Origin of the sequence: Nocardioides sediminis, assembly GCF_003047295.1 — a bacterium.
Classification (GTDB): domain Bacteria; phylum Actinomycetota; class Actinomycetes; order Propionibacteriales; family Nocardioidaceae; genus Nocardioides; species Nocardioides sediminis.
In genome coordinates this window covers 266,653-287,840 of record NZ_PZYZ01000004.1, presented here as the reverse complement: position 1 = coordinate 287,840, position 21,188 = coordinate 266,653, and the positions used below count along the sequence as shown (strand labels likewise).

The window sequence follows — 21,188 nt, the reverse complement described above, 5'->3', positions numbered from 1 at the left end:
CGCGCGTGAGCCTGGCCCCCGAGGAGTTCGCTCCTGCGGGGGCCTTCCTCAACTCCGCGACCCTCGGCCTCGCCCCGCGGCGCAGCCTCGAGGCCATGTGCGCCTTCGAGGAGGCGCGGGCCGCCGGTGAGGTCGACGCCGTGTCGGTCGACGCGTACGTCGAGCGCGGTCGCGCCGCGTTCGCCGCGATGCTCGGCAGGTCCCCGGACGACGTGGCCACCGGCAGCCAGACCTCGCAGTTCGTGGGGCTCGTCGCGGCGTCCCTCCCCGCCGGCTCGGTCGTGCTCGCCGCGGAGGAGGACTTCACCTCGGTCCTCTTCCCGTTCCTGCGCACGCCCGGGCTCGACGTACGCCTCGTGCCGTTGGACGGACTCCTCGACGCGATCTCCGACGAGGTCGACCTGGTCGCCGTCTCGGCCGTGCAGTCCTCCGACGGTCGCGTGCTCGACCTCGACGGCCTCGCCGAGGCGGCGGCGCGGCACGACGTCCGGACGCTCGTCGACGTCACCCAGGCCGCCGGGTGGCTCCCCCTCGAGGGGCTCGTCGCCGACTACGTCGTGGCCGGTGGCTACAAGTGGCTGCTCGGCCCCCGCGGCACCTGCTTCCTCTCCGTGGGAGCCGGGCTGCGCGACGAGGTGCCGACGCTGGCCGCGGGCTGGTACGCCGGGGCCTCGCGCTGGGACTCCATCTACGGCCCGCCGCTGCGGCTGGCGCCCGACGCCCGCCGGTTCGACCTCTCCCCCGCCTGGGGTTGCTGGGTCGGCCACGCGCCCGCGCTCGACCTGCTGCTCGAGGTCGGCGTCGACCGGATCCACGCCCACGACCTGGCCCTGGCCGACGCCTTCCGCGAGGGCATCGGCCTGCCTGCCGGCGACTCCGCGATCGTGTCGGTGCGCTGCCCGCCCGACGCGCCCGAGCGGCTCGCCGCGGCGGGCATCCGGGCTGCCGTCCGGGCCGGGCGGCTGCGGCTCTCGTTCCACCTCTACAACTCCGACGCCGACGTCGAGGCGGTCCTGCGCGCCCTGGCTGACCGTCAGACGTAGTCCGGGACGTCCGACACCCCGGTCGCCGGAGCAGCCGCCTCGTCGGACGTCCCGCTCTGCGTCCGACGAGCCGGTCGCCGCTCCGTCGGACGTCCGCTCAGACGCCCCCGAGACAGCTCGTACGACGCCTCAGCGCGGCGTGCGCCCCGCCCAGGCCGCCAGCCGGTCGTGCACCGACGCGTCGTCGGCCACGGGCACCTCCGGCGCGAAGACGCCGGCACGGTTCTCCGGGGTCAGGCCCTGCCGCATCACGGCCAGTGCCCGCTCGGCGACCGTGTCGTCGAGCGAGCGGCCCGGGTCGACCGCCTGCGCGAGGTCCCAGGAGTGCACCGCGAGCTCGGCGATTGTGAAGTCGGCCCCGCCCGCGTCGTCCTGGGACTCCCAGTGCGCGAGGAGTGCCGCGGCGTCCGCCCGGAACTGCGTGGCCCAGCGGTCCTGCGGGATCCCCGAGCCGGCGCCCCAGTCGACGGAGCCGCCGCGCGCCATCTCGAGGAACCGGCCGGGCGAGGCGGCCAGGTGGTCTCCCAGCTCGCGCACGGTCCAGCCGTCGCACGGCGTCGGGCGGTCGAGGTCCGACGGAGCCACGAGCGCCAGCAGCCCGCCGGCCTGGTCGAGGGCCGCGGAGAGGGTGGTCACGGCGTCGGAGGTCATGCCGGCCACGCTAGGACGGCGGCCCCCCGGAGTCGAGGGTCAGCGCGCGAGGTAGGCCAGCTGCGCCCGCACCGACAGCTCGGCCGCGCCCCACAGGACCGGGTCGACGTCGGCGTACACGATCTCCACGATCGCGCGCGGCAGGGTCTCGTGCGGGAACGACCCGCCCTCCCGCTCGATGGCGTGCAGGTCGCGCAACGCGTCCCGGACCTGCCCGAGCCGCTCGCGGCGGTGCGCGAGGTAGAAGTCGAGGGCACCGAGCGCGTCGTCGATGACCGGGCCGTGCCCGGGCCACACCGAGGTGATGCCCTGCGCCGAGCACAGCGCGTGCAGCCGGTCGAGGGAGTCCAGGTAGGCGCCCAGCTCGCCGTCGGGGTGGGCCACGACGGTGGTGCCGCGGCCGAGCACGGTGTCGCCGGTCAGCACCGCGGACTCCGACGGCACCACGAAGGACAGCGAGTCGGCGGTGTGCCCGGGGGTCGCCACGACGTGGACCTCGAGGTCGCCGACGGTGACGACGTCGCCCTCACCGAGGCCCTCCGATCCCAGCCGGTAGGCCGGGTCGAGCGCCCGTACGCCGCAGCCGTGCCGCTGCGCGAACGTGCGGGCCGCCTCGGAGTGGTCGGCGTGGTGGTGCGTCAGCAGCACGCCGACGACGTCCCGGCCGACCGCGGAGACCGCGTCGAGGTGCGACTCGATCTCGGGACCCGGGTCGACGACCAGCGAGCGCTCGCCGGACGAGAGCACCCACGTGTTGGTGCCGTCGAGGGTCATCACGTCGGCGTTGGGGGCGAGCACGCAGGTCCCCGAGGCGCCGAACGACCCGCCCGTCCAGCTCACCGCGAGGCCACCAGGGGCCGGTACCGCTCCGGCATCGAGAGGACGAACTCGTCCCCGGACGACACGACCTGCGGCGTGAACATCTCGACGGTGCGCCCGGCGGCCTCGGCCAGCACGTGGTCCGGGGTCGGGTGCTGGGCGACGTCGAGGCAGGTGAGGTAGGTCGGGGGGAGCATCAGGATCTCGCGGGCCTCGACCGCCTCGACGGCCGCGATGGCCGGCGTCCAGTGCACCGACGCCGACTCCGTGGACACGTCGCGGGTCACCTGCCCCTCGGGCAGCACGGCGACGAAGAACCACGTCTCGTAGCGCCGCGGCTCGAAGATCGGGGTGAGCCAGCCCGACCACGCGCCCAGCAGGTCGGTGCGCAGCACCAGCCCGCGGCGGAGCAGGAAGTCGGTCATCGACAGCTCACGCGACTCGAGCGCGACCCGGTCGGCCTCCCAGCCGTCGTCGGTCGTGTCCGAGACGACGGAGTCCGGCGACGGCCCGGCGAGCAGCACCCCGGACTCCTCGAAGGTCTCGCGGACCGCGGCGCACACCAGCGCCCGGGCCAGGGACTCCTCGCATCCCAACCGCTCGGCCCACTCGGCGGGCGACGGACCCGCCCACGCCACCGACGAGTCGTGGTCACGGGGGTCGACCCCGCCGCCGGGGAAGACGCACATCCCTCCGGCGAACGCCATCGAGGCCTGACGTCGCAGGAGGTAGAGCTCGGGACCCGCGCCGCCGTCCCGCAGCAGCACCACCGTCGCGGCGTGCCGCGGCTCGGCGGGCACGGCCTCGCCCGACTCGAAGGAGCGCGCCTGGTCGACGAGGGCCTGCGGCAGCGGGATGCGGTCCACGGTCAGGACTCGATCTCCACGACCAGCTCGACCTCGACCGGCACGTCGAGCGGCAGGACGGACACGCCGACGGCGGAGCGGGCGTGCTTGCCGGCGTCGCCGAACACCTCGCCCAGCAGCTCGGAGGCGCCGTTGGCGACCTTGGGCTGGGCGGTGAAGTCGGGGGTGGAGGCGACGAAGACGACGGCCTTGACGATGCGCACGACACGGTCGAGGGACCCGATCTCGGCCTTGACGGCGGCGAGCGCGTTGAGCGCGCACTGGCGGGCGCACTCGTAGCCCTGCTCCTCGCTGACCTCGCCGCCCACCTTGCCGACGGCGATCATCTCGCCGTCACGGGCCGGCAGCTGGCCGGCGGTGAAGACGAGGTTCCCGGTGCGCGCGGTGGGCTGGTAGGCGGCGACCGGGGGGACCACCTCGGGGACGGTGATGCCCAGCTCGGCGAGCCGTGCCTCCGCGCCCACGTCAGGCCGCCTTGGGGCGCTTGAGGAAGGCGACCAGCCCGCCCTGGGCGTTGGTGTGGATCGCCACGAGCTCCCACCCGTCCTGGCCGAAGTTGTTGAGCATGAGCGCCTCGTTGTGGAGCGGGATCGGCGCCACCTGGTACTCCCAGGTCGTCGTGTTCTGCGTCATGGCTCGCACCCTACTCGGGGAGGACTCGGGTCCTCCCGCGGGCTGACGCGCCCGTCCCCGCGGCCGTCTAGGGTCCGCACCATGGACTCGCACCCCTGGCGGCTCGGCGCGCGCGGCCGGTGGTGGTTCGACGTGCTGCTGACCGGTGGTCTGCTCGTCCTCGGCGGCCTCGGCCACGCGGCAGCGGGACGCCCGCTGGCGGCGCTGCTCACGATCGCCGAGGTCGCGCCCCTCTACTGGCGGCGCCGGCACGCGAGCAGCGTCTTCGTCGCGGTGGCGCTCGCCAGTGCCGCGCAGGCCGTCCTGCTGCAGGAGCCTGTCATCGGCCAGGTCGCCTTCCCCGTCGCTGTGTACTCGGTGGCTCGATGGCGGCCGCGCTGGCAGGGTGTGAGCGCCCTGCTGGTGGGCTACGCCGGCGCGATCGTCGCATCCTGGGGATGGCTCACCGGCTACACCGCCTACGGGGTCACCCTCGGTGGGCTCGCCCCGTACCTCGTCACGATCTCCGCGATCGTGACCGCCGCCTGGGCGCTGGGCTTCGCCGCCCAGCAGCGGGAGAGGTACGTCGCGGGGCTGGTGGAACGCGCCGAGCAGGCCGAGCGGATGGCCGAGCGTGAGGTCGAGCTCGCGGCCCGCGACGAGCGCGCCCGGATCGCCCGGGAGATGCACGACGTCGTCGCCCACGGACTGTCGGTGATCGTGGTCCAGGCCGACGGCGCACGCTACGCCGCGGCGAAGGACCCCGACGTCGCCGTCGGGACCCTGGCGACCATCGCCACCACCGGTCGCGAGTCGCTGACCGAGATGCGCCGCCTCCTCGGCCTGCTGCGCGACGGCGACACGGGGGTCGCCCCGCAGCCGGGGCTGGGCGACGTACGCCACCTCGTCGACGAGGCACGCGCGGCCGGCACCCGCGTGGAGGCCGACCTGCCGGACCCGGTGCCCGAGGTCCCGGACGGCATCGGCCTCGCGGCCTACCGGATCGTGCAGGAGGCCCTCACCAACGTCCGCAAGCACGCCGGTCCGGGCGCCACGGTGGGGCTGCGGGTCGCCGTCGGTCCCGACGTCCGCGTGGAGGTGAGCGACGACGGGCGCGGGGCCGCGGCGGCCACGGACGGCCGCGGGCTCGGCCTGGTGGGGATGCGCGAGCGGGCCACGGTCCACGGCGGCACCCTCGAGGCGGGCCCCGCCCCCGGCGGCGGGTTCGCGGTCTCTGCGAGGCTGCCCCTGTCGGTGCGATCGGTGCGGGAGGGGGCGCGATGAGGGCGACGGACGGCGGACCGGTGCGGGTGTTCCTGGTCGACGACCAGCAGATGGTGCGGGCGGGCTTCAGGATGCTGGTGGAGAGCCAGGACGACATGGTGGTGGTGGGCGAGGCCGGCGACGGCGGTGAGGCGCTGCAGCGACTCGCGGTCACCGCGGCCGACGTCGTGCTGATGGACGTCCGGATGCCCCGCCTCGACGGGGTCGAGGCCACCCGGCGACTGCTGGCCGGGCCGACGCCGCCCCGGGTCATCGTGCTGACGACGTTCGACCTCGACGAGTACGCCTTCGCCGCCATCCGCGCCGGCGCCTCCGCCTTCCTGCTCAAGGACGCCGCACCGCCCGACCTGCTGGGCGCGATCCGCTCCGTGCACGCGGGCGATTCCGTCGTGGCGCCCAGCACCACGCGCCGTCTGCTCGACCACTTCGCCGCGCTCCCCGACCCGGCAGCCCGGCCAGGCGTCGACGGCCGGCTGGACCTGCTGACCGAGCGCGAGCGCGAGGTCCTCACGCTCGTGGCCCGCGGCCGCAGCAACTCCGAGATCGCCACCGACCTCGTGGTCGCCGAGACGACGGTCAAGACCCACGTCGGCCGGATCCTGGCCAAGACCGGCTCCCGTGACCGCGTGCAGCTCGTCGTGCTCGGCTACGAGTCCGGTCTCGTCTCCACCTGAGCCGCCTCCTCCCCAGGTCGTACGCCGCCCGCCGGCGTGGCACCCGCGGCGTACGGGAGGTCCGTCCCCCGGGCCGACGATCCGCGCGTCGCCAGCGACGAGCGTTGGCGCCATGACGACGACACTCCTCGACACCACCACGAGCCCGCACACCGGCACCGCCGCCAGCGCCCGCGGCCTCACCCGCACCTACGGCGAGGGCGACGGCGCGGTCCACGCCCTGCGCGGGATCGACCTCGACCTGCCCGCCGGCCGGTTCACCGCGATCATGGGTCCCTCCGGCTCGGGCAAGTCCACGCTGATGCACTGCCTCGCCGGGCTGGACGCCGCCACCGGCGGCTCGGTCACTGTCGCCGGTCTCGACCTGGCCGGTCTCGACGACACGGCGCTGACCCTCTTCCGCCGCGAGCACGTCGGCTTCGTCTTCCAGGCCTTCAACCTGCTGCCGATGCTGACCGCCGGACAGAACATCCTGCTGCCGCTCGAGCTCGCCGGCCGGGCCGTCGACCGGGCCCGCTACGACGAGGTGGTCGGCGTGCTGGGGCTGGCGAACCGCCTCGGCCACCTGCCCAGCCAGCTCTCGGGGGGACAGCAGCAGCGGGTCGCCATCGCCCGTGCCCTGGTCACCCGGCCCGACATCGTGTTCGCCGACGAGCCGACCGGCAACCTGGACAGCGAGGCCAGCGCCGAGGTCCTGGGCCACCTGCGGCGTTCGGTCCGCGAGCTCGGGATGACCGTGGTGATGGTGACCCACGAGCTCGACGCCGCGGCGTACGCCGACGACGTCGTGGTCATCCACGACGGCCTCGTGACCGCCCACCTGACCGAGCCCGCGCAGGACGAGCTCGTCCCGGCGCTGCGCGGGCGGAACGCCTGATGCGGGGCGTCCTGCTCGCGTCGCTGCGGCACCACACGCGCCGGTACGTCGCCGCGTCCGTCGCGGTCGTCATCGGTGTGGCCTTCGTGGTGGCCACCGGCGTGCTCACCGGTGCGATGCGCGACGGCCTGACCGCCGACGTGGGCGCGCCCGTCGCGGGCGTCGACCACGTGGTCACCGACGCCCCCGACCGGACGCTGCGGCTGCGCGACCAGGCCGACCGGCGGGGCGTCCCGGCACTGGCGCTCGGCTACGCGACGGAACCGGTCCTGCGCGACGGCGTCCAGCTCGCCGCGTCCGTCGACGTCGCGGAGGTCGCCCTCGACCCTGCCCTGCGGTGGCAGGTGCTGGAGGACGGGCGGTTCCCCGTGTCGTCCGACGAGGCGCTGGCCGACGTCAACGACGTCAAGGGGACCGGGATCGAGCTGGGCGACGTGGTGCAGGTCGGGGCCGGGGCCGCGGCCACCGACGTCGAGGTCGTCGGGCTCGTCGACAGCCCCGTCGCCATGGGTGCCTCGCTCTACGTGCCCTGGCAGACGCTGCGCGGGTTCGAGGACACCCTCTGGGTGGACACCCTGGCCTGGGGCGGCACGCCGGAGCTGGCGAGGAGCCTGGACCGGCACGCCGCGGTCGAGGACGCCCGGGCCTGGGTGGCCGCCCGCCAGGCGGAGATCTCCCGTGGCGTGGACGTCATCGCGGTCATGGCCCTGCTCTTCGTGGCCATCGCGCTGTTCGTGGCCGTGATGGTCATCGCCAACACGTTCGCCATCCTCTTCGCCCAGCGGTCGCGCGACTTCGCGCTGCTCCGCTGCGTCGGCGTCACCCGGCGCCAGCTGCGCCGGGCGGTGCGCCTCGAGGCGCTCGTCCTCGGTGTGGCCGCCTCTGCCGTCGGCCTGCTGCTCGGGGCGGCCACCGGCGCGGGCCTCGTGGTGCTGGTGCGCCGGTGGTTCGCCGACATGGGCGCCGCCTCGCTCGACCCCGCGTGGGTGGGCAGCGCCTTCGTCGTCGGCGTGCTGGTCACGGTCGCCGCGGCCTGGCTCCCGACGAGGTCCGCCACCAGGGTCGCCCCGCTCGCTGCCCTTCGCCCGGCCACCGGCGTCGACGTGCGCTCGGCGGCCGGCCGGTGGCGGCTCGGCCTCGCCGGCCTGTCGCTCGCGGGCGGAGCGATGCTGCTGGCCGCCGCCGTCTCGCACCACGCCCTGCCGGCGATGCTCGCCGGCGGCACCCTGGCGTTCCTGGGCGTGCTGCTCCTGGGGCCGGTCCTCGTCCCGGCCATGGTCCGGTTGCTCGGCGCCCTGCACGGTGCGGGACCCGTCCGCCGGCTCGCCACGGGCAACGCGGTGCGCAACCCGCGGCGTACGGCGACCACCGTCGCCTCCCTGCTGGTGGGGGTCACCCTGACCGTCGCCGTCCTCACCGGCCTGGCCTCCTCGAGGACGGCGCTGGAGGCGGAGATGGACGCGTCCCACCCGCTCGACGCCACCGTCACCGCGGTCGACCGACCCCTCGACCGGGAGACCTCCGACCGGGTGGCCACGACCGAGGGAGTGGCGGACGTCGCCGCGCTGCGGGGCACCTTCGCCACCGTGGGCGGGGAGCGGCTCCCCCTCCTCGGCGTCGGGTCGCGACCCGACGTGGTGCGCGGCCCCCACGGACTGGCACCCCGCGACGGCGTCGTGGTGCTGCCGTACGACGTGGTGGAGGCGCTGCCCGGCCGTCTCGCCACGCGGGTGTGGGAGGACCGCGAGCTGACCGTGGTGGTCGACGGCCGCGAGCGCACCCTGGAGGTCGAGATGGGCAGCGGCTGGGGCCGGGCCGGGATCGTCTCCGACGCGACGCTGGCGTCGATGGAGCCGACGCCGCGTGCCCTGGCCCTGTGGGTGCGGGCCGTCCCGGGAGCCGACGCCGAGGACCTGGCCGGCGACCTGGCCGCGCTGGCCGGCGCGACGGGTGCCGGGCTGGACGGCGGCTACGCCGACCGCGAGTGGGTGGACCTGCAGGTCGACGTGCTCACCGGCGCGGTCGTGGGGTTGCTGGCCATCTCGGTGGTGATCGCCCTGGTCGGGATCGCCAACACCCTGGGGCTCTCGGTCCTCGAGCGCGCCCGGGAGAACGCCCTGCTGCGGGCGATGGGCCTGACCCGGCCCCAGCTGCGGCGGGCGATGGCCGTGGAGGGCCTGCTGCTCTCCGCGGTGGCGACCGTCCTGGGCACGGCGCTCGGGCTGGCCTTCGCCTGGGTCGGGGTCCAGGTCATGGTCGCCGAGGTCGTCGACGGGGCCGGGATCACCGTCCCGGCGTTCCAGGTCGCCGCCGTCGCGGCCGTCTCCGCCCTCGCCGGCCTGGCGGCGTGCGTCGTACCGGCCCGACGGGCGGCGCGGGTGACCCCCGCCGCCGGGCTGGCGCTGGACTGACGCACGGCACCGGTGGCCGCGTCGGGGGCGACGACCGCCCCCGACGCGGCTACATTCCGGGCATGAGGCGCACGGATGCGGCGAGGAGCCGCGAGGAGAAGGAGGGGCTCGACCCCTTCGAGCGGTTCGTCGAGCTGTCGACGAAGGTGATCAGCCGGGCGCCGTTCTTCGCCGTCGTCGTGGCCGTGGTCGTCATCTGGGCGGCGAGCTACCCGTTCTGGAAGAGCACCACGAAGTGGGAGCTGGCGATCCACACCTTCGGCGCCGTCCTCTCGCTGCTGCTGCTGGTGCTGCTGGAGAACGCCGGTCGACGCAACACCGAGGCCATGCAGGAGAAGCTCAACGTGCTTGCCGAGGCCCTCGCCGCGCTGATGGACTCGCGCGCCGCGGACGACCCCGACCTGCGCGAGGCCGCGGACAGGCTCCGCGACGCCGTCGGGCTGGAGGAGCGCCACTGAGAGGTCCGCTCGACGAGCGAGCGGGCAGTCGTCACCCGGCCAGCAGGCGGAGCGTCTCCTCCCGGGCCGGCGAGCAGGCGGCGTCCGTCCCGGCGAACGCACCCGTCACCGGGTGGACCATGACCTCGTCGACGCCGAACCCGGTCGCGAGCTCCTCGACACGACGACGGGCGGAGGACGGCTCGTCCACGACCCAGCTCCGCAGCATCGCCTCGACCAGCCCCTGGTGCGCCTCGGCCACCGGGCTCGCCTCCGCCTCCTCGACCAGCCGCTGGGCGGTGAGCGGGGCGCCGGTGCGCAGCGCCACCATCTGCTGCGCCTGTGGCAGCGCGAGCCGGCGGGCCTCCTCCGCGGTGGCCGCGACTGCGGCGTTGACCGTGAGGAAGGTGCGCGGCTCCGGGTGCTCCTCCGAGGGCTGGTACGACGAGCGGTACAGCTCGATGGCCTCCGCCGTACCCTGCCCGGCGAAGTGGTGGGCGAAGACGTAGGGCAGGCCGCGCGACGCCGCGAGCCGGGCGGAGTAGTCCGAGGAGCCGAGCAGCCACACCGTGGGCACGGAGGCCGAACGCGGGGTCGCGCGCAGCGGCTGGCGGCGGCCGCCGACCGACATCTCCACGCCGTCGGGGTGCATCAGGGTGATGATGTCGTCGACGTACTCCGGGAAACGTGCGACCGCGTCGTCGGCGGCGGCCGACGACCCGCCGCGCAGGACGTAGCGGGTCAGCGGGTCGGTGCCCGGCGCCCGTCCGATGCCGAGGTCGATCCGGCCCGGGAAGGCCGCCTCCAGCAGGGCGAACTGCTCGGCGACCACCAGCGGCTCGTGGTTGGGGAGCATCACCCCGCCCGAGCCGACCCGGATGCGCTCGGTGGCCGAGGCCAGCATCGCGATCAGCACCGGAGGGTTGGTGGCCGCGACGGCCGGCATGTTGTGGTGCTCGGCCACCCAGTAGCGCGTGTAGCCCACCGCGTCGGCGGTGCGGGCCAGCGAGCGGGAGGCGGCGAGGGCGTCGCCGGTCGCCTGGTCGCTGCGGACGGGCACGAGGTCGAGGACGGAGAGCGCTGGGAAGGTCACCTCTGGGCAACGTCGCCCACCGCTGGCTATTCCGTCGCGCCGGTCACGTCGACCCTCGACCATCGCGACTTGAGCTCGAGTGCACATGAGGTCCTAGCGTCTGGGACCGTGACGACGGTGACGGGGAGGACGCCCGCGGGAAGCCCGCCGCGGGAGCGGCTGCTGGGGCCCGCCTACGCGGCGACGACGATCGGCATGTTCGCGCTGATCGCCTTCGTGGCGTTCGAGGCGATGGCGGTCACGACGGTGATGCCCACGGTGGCGCGTGCCCTGGAGGGCGAGGCGCTCTACGCCCTCACCTTCGCGGCCCCGCTGGCCTGCGGGGTGCTCGGCACCGTCGCCGCCGGGCGGTGGAGCGACCGCCGGGGGCCCGCCCGGCCGCTGGTCGTCGCGATGGTGCTCTTCTCGGCCGGCCTGCTGGTCTGCGCCGCCGCGCCCACCATGGAGGTGCTGCTCGTCGGCCGGGTGCTCCAGGGACTCGGCGGCGGCGCGCTCACCGTCGGCCTCTACGTCCTGGTCGGCCTGGTCTTCCCCGCCGCCCTGCGGCCCGCCGTGTTCGCCAGCTTCGCCGCCGCCTGGGTGCTCCCGTCGCTGTTCGGCCCCGCCCTCGCGGCCCTCGTGGCGCACGCCCTGGGCTGGCGGTGGGTATTCGGTGGCGCCGTCCTGCTCGTGGCCGGCGCGGCGCTGCTCATCGCGCCCGCGCTGCGCTCAGCCGGCGACCGGCCGGTCGAGCCCGGCGACGACGAGGGCACCTCCGCCGGTCGCCGCAGCCTGGCCTGGGCGGGGCTCGCCGCCGTCGCCGTGCTCGCCCTCGAGCTCCTCGGCTCCGACCCCGGTACGGCGCTGGGCGCCGGCCTGGCGCTCGTCGTCGTGGTGGTCTCGCTGCGGCGCCTGCTGCCGGCCGGCACCCTGGTCGGGCGCCGCGGCCTGCCCTCGGTGATCGCCACCCGGGGCCTGCTCAGCGCCTCGTTCTTCTGCGCCGAGGCCTACATCGTCTACGTCCTCCAGGAGCAGTGGGGACTCTCCCCGGGACGGGCCGGCATCGCGCTGACCTTCGTCGGCATCACCTGGGCGGCGGCCAGCCAGGTCCAGGCCCGGCTCGGCGACCGGGTCTCCGACGTCACCGCGATGCGGGTCGGCACCGCCCTGGTGCTGGCCGGCACCGCCGGGCTGGTCGCGTGCGTCGAGCTGCACGCGCCCGCGCTGCTCACCGGGGCGTCGTACGTGCTGGCGGGTGCGGGCATGGGCTTCGGCTACCCGCGCACGAGCGTGGCGATGCTGGCGGTCTCCACCGACCGCGACCGGGGCTTCAACTCCTCCGCGCTGTCCATCGCCGATTCCCTCGGCGCCGCGCTCGCCCTGTCGGTGTCCGGGGTGGTCTTCGCCGCGGCGGAGCGGGCGGACCGGGACCCGTTCCTGGCGGTCTTCGTCCTCGGCGGGACCATCGCCGTGCTGGGCGTCGCCGCGGCTGTCCGCACCCGGGCGCCGGACGCCGGCGCCTAGCGACCGCGCAGCGGCCCGCCGGAGCGTCCGTGACTCTCGGCGACGACCTCGGCCACCACCGAGAGGGCGATCTCGCCCGGCCCCTTGCCGCCGGTGTCGAGGCCGGCCGGCACGTGCAGCCGGTCGAGCCCGGGCACTCCTTCCCCGGCCAGGTCGGCGAGCAGGCCCTCGGACCGACGCCGGCTGGCCAGCATCGCGACGTACGACGCCGGCGAGGCCAGCGCGGCGCGCAGCACGGCGGGCGCGTCGGGGGCGTCGTGGTCGCAGAGCACGACCGCGTCCCCCGCCCGCAGCCCGATCGCGGCGACCTGCTCGAGGCCGCGTCCGTCCTCGTCGTCCCCGACGACCACGACCTCGCGGCCCACCGCCGACGCGATCACCACGATCGCGTCGGCGACGGGGTTGCGGCTCAGCACGACCACGCGCCCGGCAGCAGCCGGGTCCTCGGACGGAGCGTCCGACCAGGGCTGCTCGCGCGGCGCCGCGGGGGTCACGTCACACCAGCTCGGGCTCGGTCTTCTCGCGGACCTCGTCCTCGGTGACGCCCGGGGCGAGCTCGACGAGCTTGAGGACCCGCTCGCCCAGGGTGCCCGAGGGGGCGACCTCGCCGGTGGTCGGGTCGATCACGTCGATGACGGCGAGGTCGGTGATGATCCGCTGCACGACGCGCTTGCCGGTGTAGGGCAGGTCGCACTCGTTGAGGATCTTGAGCGACCCGTCCTTGGCGGTGTGCTCCATCAGCACGATCACCCGCTTGGCGCCGTGGACCAGGTCCATCGCGCCACCCATGCCCTTGACCATCTTGCCGGGGATCATCCAGTTGGCGATGTCCCCCACGGCCGAGACCTGCATCGCGCCCAGGATGGCGGCGTCGATCTTGCCGCCACGGATCATCCCGAACGACGTCGCGGAGTCGAAGAACGACGCCCCGCGCCGCAGCGTCACCGTCTCCTTGCCCGCGTTGATCAGGTCCGGGTCCTCCTGACCCTCGACCGGGTAGGCACCCACGCCGAGAATGCCGTTCTCCGACTGCAGCACCAGCTCCACGTCGTCGGCGACGTAGTTGGGCACCAGCGTCGGCAGCCCGATCCCGAGGTTGACGTAGGAGCCGTCGACCAGCTCCGAGGCCGCGCGTGCGGCCATCTCCTCACGAGTCCATGCCATGGTCGTCAGCCTCCCGGGTTCTGCTCTTGCACGGCCTCCGAGGCCGGCTGAACGGTGCGCTTCTCGATCCGCTTGTCCGCGGCCTGCTCGGGTGTCAGCGCGACCACGCGCTGCACGTAGACCCCCGGCGTGTGCACGTCGTTGGGGTCCAGCTCGCCGGGCTCGACGAGGTGCTCGACCTCCGCGATCGTGGTCCGCCCGCACATCGCGGCCAGCGGGTTGAAGTTGCGCGCGGAGTCCCGGTAGACGAGGTTGCCGTGCCGGTCGCCCTTCCAGGCCCGCACCAGCCCGAAGTCGGCCACGATCGCCCGCTCGAGGACGTACTCCTTGTCGCCCTCGGGCGTGGAGAAGACCTGCGTCTGCTTCGGCGGCGAGGCCACCTCGACGTTGCCGTCGGCGTCGTACTTCCAGGGCAGGCCGCCCTCGGCGACCTGGGTGCCGACACCGGTGGCGGTGAAGAACGCCGGGATGCCGGACCCGCCGGCCCGCATCCGCTCGGCCAGCGTGCCCTGCGGGGTCAGCTCGACCTCCAGCTCGCCGGAGAGGTACTGGCGCGCGAACTCCTTGTTCTCGCCCACGTACGACGCCACCATGCGCCGCAGCCGACGGTCCATGAGCAGCAGCCCGAGGCCCCAGTCGTCCACGCCGCAGTTGTTGGACACCGCCTCCAGGTCCGTCGTACCGGCCTCCAGCAGCGCCGTGATCAGCACCGACGGGATCCCGCACAACCCGAACCCGCCGACCGACAACGTCGCGCCGTCGGGGATGTCCGCCACCGCTGCCGCGGCGCTCTCGACGACCTTGTCCATCGCCCTCTCCTCTCCCGGCCCGACGATCAGTGCCGGGCTCGCTGAGATGCTAGTCACTCCCACGGAGCCCACCGATGGCTGCCACCCACACACTAGGCTCGCCCACGTGTCCCCCAACCACGGTGCCGGCCACGGTGCAGCACACGCCGGAGGGCGCGGCGACTGGCCCGAGGTCGACCTGCACGTGGTGAGCGGCAAGGGCGGCACCGGCAAGTCGACGGTCGCGGCAGCCCTCGCCCTGGCGCTGGCCAGCACCGGGCAGAACGTCCTGCTCTGCGAGGTCGAGGGCCGCCAGGGCATCGCCCGGATGTTCGACGTCGAGCCGCTGCCCTACGAGGAGCGACGGATCGCGCGTGGCCTCCCCCTGGGCCACGTCGCCCCCGGCGCCGTGCACGCCCTGCACGTCGACGCCGAGTCCGCGCTGCTGGAGTACCTCGCGATGTACTACAAGCTCGGCCGCGCGGGGAGGGCGCTCGACCGCTTCGGGGTCATCGACTTCGCCACCACGATCGCCCCCGGCGTCCGCGACGTCCTGCTTACGGGCAAGGTCTACGAGGCCGTCCAGCGCAACGCCCGCAACAAGTCGGCGATGGTGTACGACGCGGTCGTGCTGGACGCGCCGCCCACCGGCCGGATCACCCAGTTCCTCAACGTCAACGACGAGCTCGCCGGACTGGCGAAGGTCGGTCCGATCAAGTCCCAGGCCGACACGGTGATGACGCTCTTCCGCTCGCCGCGGACCGTGGTCCACCTGGTCACCGTGCTGGAGGAGATGCCGGTGCAGGAGACCGTCGACGGGATCGCGCACCTGCGCGAGGCCCGGCTCCCCGTCGGGGGTGTCGTCGTCAACATGGTGCGTCCGCGCGACCTCGGCCCGGCCGACCTCGAGGCGGCCCGGACCGGCACGCTGGACCGCGAGGCGCTGGCCTCCGACCTCTCCCGGGCCGGGGTCGAGGTCACCCACGAGCTCGTCGACTCGCTGCTGGAGGAGGCCCGGGACCACGCCGAGCGCCGGGCCCTGGAGGACTCGCAACGCACGGTGGTCGAGGCGCTGGGCGTCCCGTCGTACGAGCTGCCCCGGCTGCCGGACGGCATCGACCTCGGCGGCCTCTACGAGCTCGCGGCGCGGATGAGGGAGCAGGGACTGGCATGACCCACGACCGTCCCCGCGTCGGCCCCCTGGCCGCCACCACCGAGCGCGCGTCGCGCCTCGACGTCGACGCCCTGCTCGACGACCCCGGCACCGGCATCGTCGTGTGCTGCGGCTCCGGTGGCGTCGGCAAGACCACCACCAGCGCCGCCCTCGCCCTGCGGGCCGCCGAGCGAGGACGCCGGGTCGTCGTGCTGACCATCGACCCTGCCCGCCGGCTCGCCCAGTCGCTGGGCATCGAGGACCTCGACAACACCCCGCGCCCCGTGGCCGGCGTGGGACCCGGCTCGCTCGACGCCATGATGCTCGACATGAAGCGCACCTTCGACGAGGTGGTGCTCAGCCAGGCCAGCCCGGACAAGGCCCGGGCGATCCTCGACAACCCCTTCTACATCGCCCTGTCGAGCTCCTTCTCCGGCACGCAGGAGTACATGGCGATGGAGAAGCTCGGGCAGATCCACCGCCAGGCGCAGGCCGAGGGCACCTACGACCTCATCGTCGTCGACACCCCGCCGAGCCGGTCGGCCCTGGACTTCCTGGACGCGCCGGAGCGGCTCTCGAGCTTCCTCGACGGCCGGTTCATCCGACTGCTGCTGGCCCCGGCCAAGGGGCCCGCGAGGTTCATGACGGCGGGGCTGGGGCTGGTCACCACCGCGCTCACCAAGATCCTGGGCGCGCAGGTGCTGCGTGACATGCAGACCTTCGTCGCGGCCTTCGACACCCTCTTCGGCGGCTTCCGCCAGCGGGCGCAGCGCACGTTCTCGCTGCTGCAGGCGCCGGGTACGGCGTTCCTGGTGATCGCCGCGCCCGAGCCCGACGCGCTGCGCGAGGCGGCGTACTTCGTGGAGCGGCTCACCGAGGACGAGATGCCGCTGGCCGGCCTCGTCGTCAACCGCGCCAGCCCGGCCGCCCGCACCGACCTGTCCGCCGACGAGGCGATCGCGGCGGCGGACCGCCTCGCGCGCACCAGCCCTGGGTCCACGACCTCCGGACTGCTCCGGCTGCACGCCGACCGGATGCGGATCCTCCAGCGCGAGGCGCGGCTGCGCGAGCGCTGGGCGACCGCCCACCCGGACGTCGCCACGACCGTCGTACCCGCCCTCGCGACCGACGTGCACGACCTCGAGGGCCTGCGCCGCATCGGCTCGCTGCTGGCCGGCGAGTCCGCCGGCTGAGCCTCACCCGAGGCGGCCGACCGGGTTCATCCGGTGAGGCGGGGCCTCAGGCGTTGGCGGCGACCTTGGTGTGCTCGAGACGCGCGGTCTCCAGCACGGTGCGCCAGGAGGCGGCGGGACGACGGCGCAGGAGGGCGCGGCGCTCACGCTCGGTCATGCCACCCCAGACGCCCCACTCGATCTGGTTGTCCAGCGCCTCGGCGAGGCACTCGGTGCGCACGGGGCACCCGGCGCAGACCTGCTTGGCCTTGTTCTGCTCGGCCCCTCGCACGAAGAGCGCGTCCGGCTGGTCCTGCTTGCAAGCCGCTCGCGGCGCCCAGTCCTCAACCCACATGGTGAATCCCCACATTCATCGGGTGCCCGATGGTCGCCCCCATAGCGACCATTCACGACCCGGGGTCAAAGGTATGTACCAGTGAGAGGTTGAGATAGGCACCACTTGGCTCAAATCACATGGTCCTTTGTGACTACTCCGCGTTCGCGCGAAGTGGGGGTGTGCTAGCCCCTCCCGTACATTGGGGCGCATGCCCACGCCCTCCCCCCGACGTGAGTCCGGCCGCTCCACCGCCAGCAGGGTGGCCTCGCACCTGGCCGTGATGACCGTCGTCTCCGCGATCCTCGGCGTCCTGGTCGCCGGCCTCGCCATCCCGTTCGCCGGGGTCATGGGCGTGGCCGCCAAGGACGTCAGCAAGGGCATGGTCAACCTCCCCGCGGAGCTCGAGGCCAAGGAGCTCGCCCAGAAGACGCGCATCTACGACGTCAACGGCAACCTCATCGCCTCGCTCTACGACCAGAACCGCATCAACGTCCCGCTGAGCCAAATCTCGCGCAAGATGGTGCAGGCCATCGTGGGCATCGAGGACTACCGCTTCTACGACCACGGCGCCATGGACATCCGCGGCACGCTGCGCGCGTTCGTCACCAACCAGGCCAGCGGCTCGGTGCAGGGCGGCTCGTCGATCACCCAGCAGATGGTCAAGCAGACCCTGCTCAACCAGGCGGAGACCAAGCAGGAGGCGGCCGCCGCCACCGACGACACCTACGCCCGCAAGCTGCGCGAGCTGCGTTACGCGATCGCCTTCGAGAAGAACTACTCCAAGGACTGGATCCTGGAGCGCTACCTCAACATCGCCTACTTCGGCGACGGTGCGTACGGCGTCCAGGCCGCCGCCCGCCACTACTTCTCCAAGAACGCCAAGAACCTCAACCACGTGCAGTCGGCCCTGCTCGCCGGACTGGTCAAGAACCCCACCGGCTACGACCCGACCAACTCCCCGGAGCGGGCCATCAACCGCCGCAACGTGGTGCTGGACCGGATGGCCCAGCTCGGGGTGATCGAGGAGGCCAAGGCCGAGAAGCTCAAGGAGCGCAAGCTCGGGCTCAAGATCGAGCGCTCCCCCAACGGCTGCCAGCAGTCGCAGGCGCCGTTCTTCTGCGACTACGCCGTCAACTACCTGATGAAGGACAAGTCGCTCGGCGAGACCGCCAAGGACCGCAAGCGCCTGCTGCAGTCCGGTGGCCTCACCATCCAGACGACGCTCGACCTCGACTACCAGAAGGCCGCCGACCAGGCCGTCTCCAGCCACGTCTACCCGACCGACCGCGCCATCGGCGGGCTGGCGATGGTCGAGCCGGGCACCGGCAACGTCAAGGCGCTCGCCCAGTCCCGCCCCATGGGCCGCGACAAGAAGGCCGGCCAGACCTACCTCAACTACGTCGTGCCCAAGAAGTACGGCGACGCCAACGGCTTCCAGGCCGGCTCGACGTTCAAGGTGTTCGTGCTCGCCTCGGCGATCAACCAGGGCATCCCGCTGAGCACCTCCATCCCGTCGCCGCAGGAGATGGAGCTGCCCGACTCCAGCTTCGAGACCTGCAACGGCCCCTATGCCGGCAGCGGCTCGTGGCCGGTGGCCAACTCCACCGGTGAGGGCACCTACAACCTCTACACCGGCACCCAGGAGTCGGTGAACACCTTCTTCGCCCAGCTCGAGCAGCGCACCGGGATGTGCGAGCCGCTCGAGCTCGCCGAGCAGATGGGCATCGAGCTCCCGGACAGCCAGAAGGTCCCCTCGTGGATCCTGGGCGTCTCCGACTCCAACCCGCTGACCATGGCCGAGGCCTACGCGACCTTCGGTGCTCGCGGCATCCACTGCGACTCCCGCCCGGTCACCTCCATCGCCGACGCCAACGGCAACCCGGTCAAGGACTACCCCGAGACCTGCGAGCAGGTGATGCCCGGAGCGACCGCCGACGCGGTCAACGACGTGCTGCGCGGCGTGATGGAGCCCGGCGGCTTCGGGCAGAACATCGCCATCGACAAGCCCTCGGCGGGCAAGACCGGCACCAACAACGACAACATGTCGGTGTGGTTCGCCGGCTACACCCCCGAGATCGCGGCAGCCGCGATGGTCGCGGGTGCCGACCCGCTGGGCAACTGGGTGACCCTCAACGGCCAGTCCGTGGGCGGCTCCTACATCTCCAGCGCCTTCGGCTCCACGGTGGCCGGCCCGATCTGGGGCGACGCCATGGCCGCCGTCTCGCCCAAGCTCGACTACACCGACTTCACCGCCCCCTCCGGGGACCAGATCGCGGGCGTGCTCACCGGCGTGCCCGACGTGAGCGGCATGACCCAGCCGGCCGCCACCCAGGCCCTCGAGGCCGCGGGCTTCGTGGTCAGCGTCGGCGGTGCGGTCAACTCCGAGGTGCCTGCCGACAACGTCGCCTACACCTCGCCGTCGGGCGGCACGTCGCTCAGCAGCGGCGACACGGTCGTCATCTACCCGTCCACCGGCTACGTGCCGCCGCCCCCGCCGGCCCCGAAGCCCAACCGCGGCGGCGGTGGTGGCGGTGGCGGCAACTCCGGCCCGGGCAACAACGGCAACGGGAACGGCAACGGCAACGGCGGCGGCAACCGCTGAGCGTCGGCCGGCTCGTCCGGCCCTGACGGGCCCGGTCAGCCGAGCTGACGGCGTACCTCCGCGGCGACGGCACCGCCGTCGGCGCGGCCCTTGACCTGCGGGCTGACGACACCCATCACCTTGCCCATGGCGCGCATGCCCTCCTCGGCGGCGCCCGTCTGGGCGATGGCCGAGGTGACCAGGTCGGCGATCTCGGTCTCGGTGAGCTGGGCCGGCAGGTAGTCGGCGATCACCTCGCCCTCGGCCGCCTCCTTGGCGGCCATCTCCGGGCGGTTGCCCTCCTCGAACGCGACCGCGGCCTCGCGGCGCTTCTTGGCCTCGGTGGAGAGCACCCCGATGATGTCGTCGTCGGTGAGCTCGCGCTGCTCCTTGCCGGCCACCTCGGCGTTGGTGATCGCCGTCAGCACCATGCGCAGCGTGGACGAGCGCACCTCGTCGCGCGCCTTCATGGCGGTGGTCAGGTCAGCTCGGAGACGGTCCTTGAGGGAGCTCATGGAGGCCATTGTGGCAGCCTTGCGGGATGCCCCTCCTCCCCCTTCTCGGCCGCGTGGCCGGAGCCGGCCTCGGCACCGGCCTCGTCGCCGGCACTGCCCTGGCGTCGTACGCCGCGTGGGAGGCCCGCCAGTACACGCTGCGCGAGGTCAGCGTCCCGCTGCTCCCCGCCGGACACCGCCCGCTGCGCGTGCTGCACCTCAGCGACATCCACATGGCCCCCGACCAGCGCGCCAAGCAGGAGTGGCTGCGCGGGCTCGCCCGGCTCGAGCCCGACCTCGTCATCGACACCGGCGACAACCTCGCGCACATGCGGTCGGTCCCCGTCGTGCTCGACGCCCTCGGCGAGCTCCTCGACCGGCCCGGCATCTCGGTGTTCGGGTCCAACGACTACTACGCGCCGGGCTTCCGCAACCCGGCGCGCTACCTCCTCCCCGACGACGGGCACCGCAACACCCACACCCCCCAGCTGCCCTGGCGCGAGCTGCGGCAGCGCATCGTCGACGCCGGGTGGCTGCACCTGAGCAACGAGCTCGGCTCGATCACCGTGGGCGACACGACCTTCGCGCTCGCCGGAGTGGACGACCCCCACCTGGAGTACGACGACCTCGACGCCGTCCGGGGACCGGCCGACCCCACTGCCGACGTGCGGCTGGGCATCACCCACGCGCCGTACCTCCGGGTCCTGGACCGCTACGTCGCCGACGGGTACGACGCCGTCATCGCCGGGCACACCCACGGCGGCCAGGTGTGCCTGCCCGGGGGCCGTGCGCTCACCACCAACTGCGACATCGAGCCGGCCCGGGCCAGGGGTCTTCACCGCCACCCGGCCAACTCCCGCGACGGCGACCCGGGGTCGGCCTGGCTGCACGTGTCGGCCGGTCTCGGCACCAACCCCTACGTCCGCTTCCGGGTGGCGTGCCGCCCCGAGGCGACCCTGCTGACGCTGGTCCCGCGGCCCGCGAGCGCCTGAGTCGTACGTCGCCCGCTCGCCCGTCGAGCCCGATTTCGGGCGGCCTGACCGCTCGGGTATGCTCGCCGTGCTCCGCGACCGGACACGGTCAGGGAGCGGATCGGGCTGTGGCGCAGCTTGGTAGCGCGCCTCGTTCGGGACGAGGAGGCCGCAGGTTCAAATCCTGTCAGCCCGACCATGTGATGTCTCCCGACATCGAAGGCCCGGGTCCACGCGAGTGGGCCCGGGCCTTCGTCG

At 73.7% G+C, this 21,188-nt stretch carries 22 protein-coding genes and 1 tRNA gene; 12 read left to right on the top strand and 11 right to left on the bottom strand.

What is annotated here, in order from left to right; all coding sequences use genetic code 11:
* The first annotated feature begins 5 nt into the window (after positions 1-5).
* Positions 6-1,043 carry an aminotransferase class V-fold PLP-dependent enzyme gene (locus tag DAI17_RS12060; RefSeq protein WP_234412467.1) on the top strand — a complete coding sequence of 346 codons (1,038 nt, stop codon included), beginning with the start codon at positions 6-8 and terminating at the stop codon, positions 1,041-1,043.
* A gap of 129 nt (positions 1,044-1,172) precedes the next feature.
* Here DAI17_RS12060 and DAI17_RS12055 read toward each other — a convergent pair whose 3' ends face one another.
* Genes DAI17_RS12055 through DAI17_RS21285 form a run of 5 tightly spaced genes read right to left on the bottom strand, consistent with a single transcriptional unit; the run spans position 1,173 to position 4,012 of the window.
* Positions 1,173-1,694, bottom strand: coding sequence for a TIGR03086 family metal-binding protein (locus DAI17_RS12055; protein ID WP_107773198.1), 522 nt, complete (start codon positions 1,692-1,694; stop codon positions 1,173-1,175).
* Between the two features lie 39 nt (positions 1,695-1,733).
* A complete protein-coding gene (locus tag DAI17_RS12050) occupies positions 1,734-2,534 on the bottom strand; it encodes an MBL fold metallo-hydrolase (protein WP_234412466.1) in 801 nt (266 codons plus the stop codon).
* A complete protein-coding gene (locus tag DAI17_RS12045; RefSeq protein ID WP_325049869.1) occupies positions 2,531-3,379 on the bottom strand; it encodes an NUDIX hydrolase in 849 nt (282 codons plus the stop codon). Before DAI17_RS12045 ends, DAI17_RS12050 begins: the two co-directional genes overlap by 4 nt.
* 2 nt (positions 3,380-3,381) lie before the next feature.
* Complete coding sequence (locus DAI17_RS12040; protein ID WP_107773196.1) at positions 3,382-3,843, bottom strand: RidA family protein; 462 nt, start codon at positions 3,841-3,843, stop codon at positions 3,382-3,384.
* 1 nt (position 3,844) lies between these two features.
* Positions 3,845-4,012 (bottom strand): hypothetical protein, encoded by a 168-nt coding sequence (locus DAI17_RS21285; protein ID WP_199905084.1) that lies wholly within the window; start codon positions 4,010-4,012, stop codon positions 3,845-3,847.
* Positions 4,013-4,093: 81 nt separating this feature from the next.
* Here DAI17_RS21285 and DAI17_RS12035 point away from each other — a divergent pair, with 81 nt between their 5' ends.
* The 5 genes from DAI17_RS12035 to DAI17_RS12015 all read left to right on the top strand — a co-directional run bounded on the left by DAI17_RS12035 (position 4,094) and on the right by DAI17_RS12015 (position 9,695).
* Positions 4,094-5,275, top strand: coding sequence for a sensor histidine kinase (locus tag DAI17_RS12035; RefSeq protein ID WP_107773194.1), 1,182 nt, complete (start codon positions 4,094-4,096; stop codon positions 5,273-5,275).
* Positions 5,272-5,949 (top strand): response regulator, encoded by a 678-nt coding sequence (locus DAI17_RS12030; RefSeq protein WP_107773192.1) that lies wholly within the window; start codon positions 5,272-5,274, stop codon positions 5,947-5,949. Before DAI17_RS12035 ends, DAI17_RS12030 begins: the two co-directional genes overlap by 4 nt.
* Before the next feature lie 112 nt (positions 5,950-6,061).
* The gene (locus tag DAI17_RS12025; RefSeq protein ID WP_107773189.1) at positions 6,062-6,826 is read left to right on the top strand and encodes an ABC transporter ATP-binding protein; all 765 of its coding nucleotides are present in this window, start codon (positions 6,062-6,064) and stop codon (positions 6,824-6,826) included.
* Positions 6,826-9,237, top strand: a complete 2,412-nt coding sequence (locus tag DAI17_RS12020) for an ABC transporter permease (protein WP_107773187.1) — start codon at positions 6,826-6,828, stop codon at positions 9,235-9,237. Before DAI17_RS12025 ends, DAI17_RS12020 begins: the two co-directional genes overlap by 1 nt.
* A gap of 62 nt (positions 9,238-9,299) precedes the next feature.
* The gene (locus DAI17_RS12015) at positions 9,300-9,695 is read left to right on the top strand and encodes a low affinity iron permease family protein (RefSeq protein WP_107773185.1); all 396 of its coding nucleotides are present in this window, start codon (positions 9,300-9,302) and stop codon (positions 9,693-9,695) included.
* A gap of 31 nt (positions 9,696-9,726) precedes the next feature.
* On the opposite strand, the gene DAI17_RS12010 is transcribed toward DAI17_RS12015, so the two are convergent.
* Positions 9,727-10,767 (bottom strand): LLM class flavin-dependent oxidoreductase, encoded by a 1,041-nt coding sequence (locus tag DAI17_RS12010; protein WP_234412465.1) that lies wholly within the window; start codon positions 10,765-10,767, stop codon positions 9,727-9,729.
* Positions 10,768-10,875: 108 nt separating this feature from the next.
* Here DAI17_RS12010 and DAI17_RS12005 point away from each other — a divergent pair, with 108 nt between their 5' ends.
* The gene (locus tag DAI17_RS12005) at positions 10,876-12,270 is read left to right on the top strand and encodes an MFS transporter (RefSeq protein WP_159081501.1); all 1,395 of its coding nucleotides are present in this window, start codon (positions 10,876-10,878) and stop codon (positions 12,268-12,270) included.
* Here the strand turns inward: DAI17_RS12005 and DAI17_RS12000 are convergent.
* From DAI17_RS12000 to DAI17_RS11990, 3 genes are read right to left on the bottom strand one after another with little or no spacing between them, the layout of a single operon-like run.
* Positions 12,267-12,764, bottom strand: a complete 498-nt coding sequence (locus tag DAI17_RS12000) for an XdhC family protein (RefSeq protein WP_107773180.1) — start codon at positions 12,762-12,764, stop codon at positions 12,267-12,269. The two genes, DAI17_RS12005 and DAI17_RS12000, sit on opposite strands and share 4 nt — an antisense overlap.
* 1 nt (position 12,765) lies before the next feature.
* A complete protein-coding gene (locus DAI17_RS11995; RefSeq protein ID WP_107773178.1) occupies positions 12,766-13,434 on the bottom strand; it encodes a 3-oxoacid CoA-transferase subunit B in 669 nt (222 codons plus the stop codon).
* Between the two features lie 5 nt (positions 13,435-13,439).
* Positions 13,440-14,243 (bottom strand): CoA transferase subunit A, encoded by an 804-nt coding sequence (locus DAI17_RS11990; protein ID WP_107773177.1) that lies wholly within the window; start codon positions 14,241-14,243, stop codon positions 13,440-13,442.
* 106 nt (positions 14,244-14,349) lie between these two features.
* Here DAI17_RS11990 and DAI17_RS11985 point away from each other — a divergent pair, with 106 nt between their 5' ends.
* Entirely contained in the window at positions 14,350-15,396 is a 1,047-nt protein-coding gene (locus DAI17_RS11985) for an ArsA-related P-loop ATPase (protein ID WP_456093752.1), read from the top strand.
* The gene (locus DAI17_RS11980; protein ID WP_107773173.1) at positions 15,393-16,568 is read left to right on the top strand and encodes an ArsA family ATPase; all 1,176 of its coding nucleotides are present in this window, start codon (positions 15,393-15,395) and stop codon (positions 16,566-16,568) included. The genes DAI17_RS11985 and DAI17_RS11980 overlap by 4 nt, the downstream gene beginning before the upstream one ends.
* Before the next feature lie 46 nt (positions 16,569-16,614).
* Here the strand turns inward: DAI17_RS11980 and DAI17_RS11975 are convergent, their stop codons facing one another.
* Positions 16,615-16,902: a WhiB family transcriptional regulator gene (locus DAI17_RS11975; protein ID WP_107773359.1), complete on the bottom strand. Its 288-nt coding sequence runs from the start codon at positions 16,900-16,902 to the stop codon at positions 16,615-16,617.
* Positions 16,903-17,092: 190 nt separating this feature from the next.
* Between DAI17_RS11975 and DAI17_RS11970 the strand changes: the two genes are divergently transcribed.
* Positions 17,093-19,486, top strand: coding sequence for a penicillin-binding protein (locus DAI17_RS11970; protein ID WP_159081500.1), 2,394 nt, complete (start codon positions 17,093-17,095; stop codon positions 19,484-19,486).
* Between the two features lie 35 nt (positions 19,487-19,521).
* Here the strand turns inward: DAI17_RS11970 and DAI17_RS11965 are convergent, their stop codons facing one another.
* Entirely contained in the window at positions 19,522-19,980 is a 459-nt protein-coding gene (locus DAI17_RS11965) for a GatB/YqeY domain-containing protein (protein WP_107773355.1), read from the bottom strand.
* Positions 19,981-20,006: 26 nt separating this feature from the next.
* Here DAI17_RS11965 and DAI17_RS11960 point away from each other — a divergent pair, with 26 nt between their 5' ends.
* Positions 20,007-20,951, top strand: a complete 945-nt coding sequence (locus tag DAI17_RS11960) for a metallophosphoesterase (protein ID WP_107773172.1) — start codon at positions 20,007-20,009, stop codon at positions 20,949-20,951.
* A gap of 101 nt (positions 20,952-21,052) precedes the next feature.
* Positions 21,053-21,129, top strand: a tRNA-Pro gene (locus DAI17_RS11955).
* The last annotated feature ends 59 nt before the right edge of the window (positions 21,130-21,188 follow it).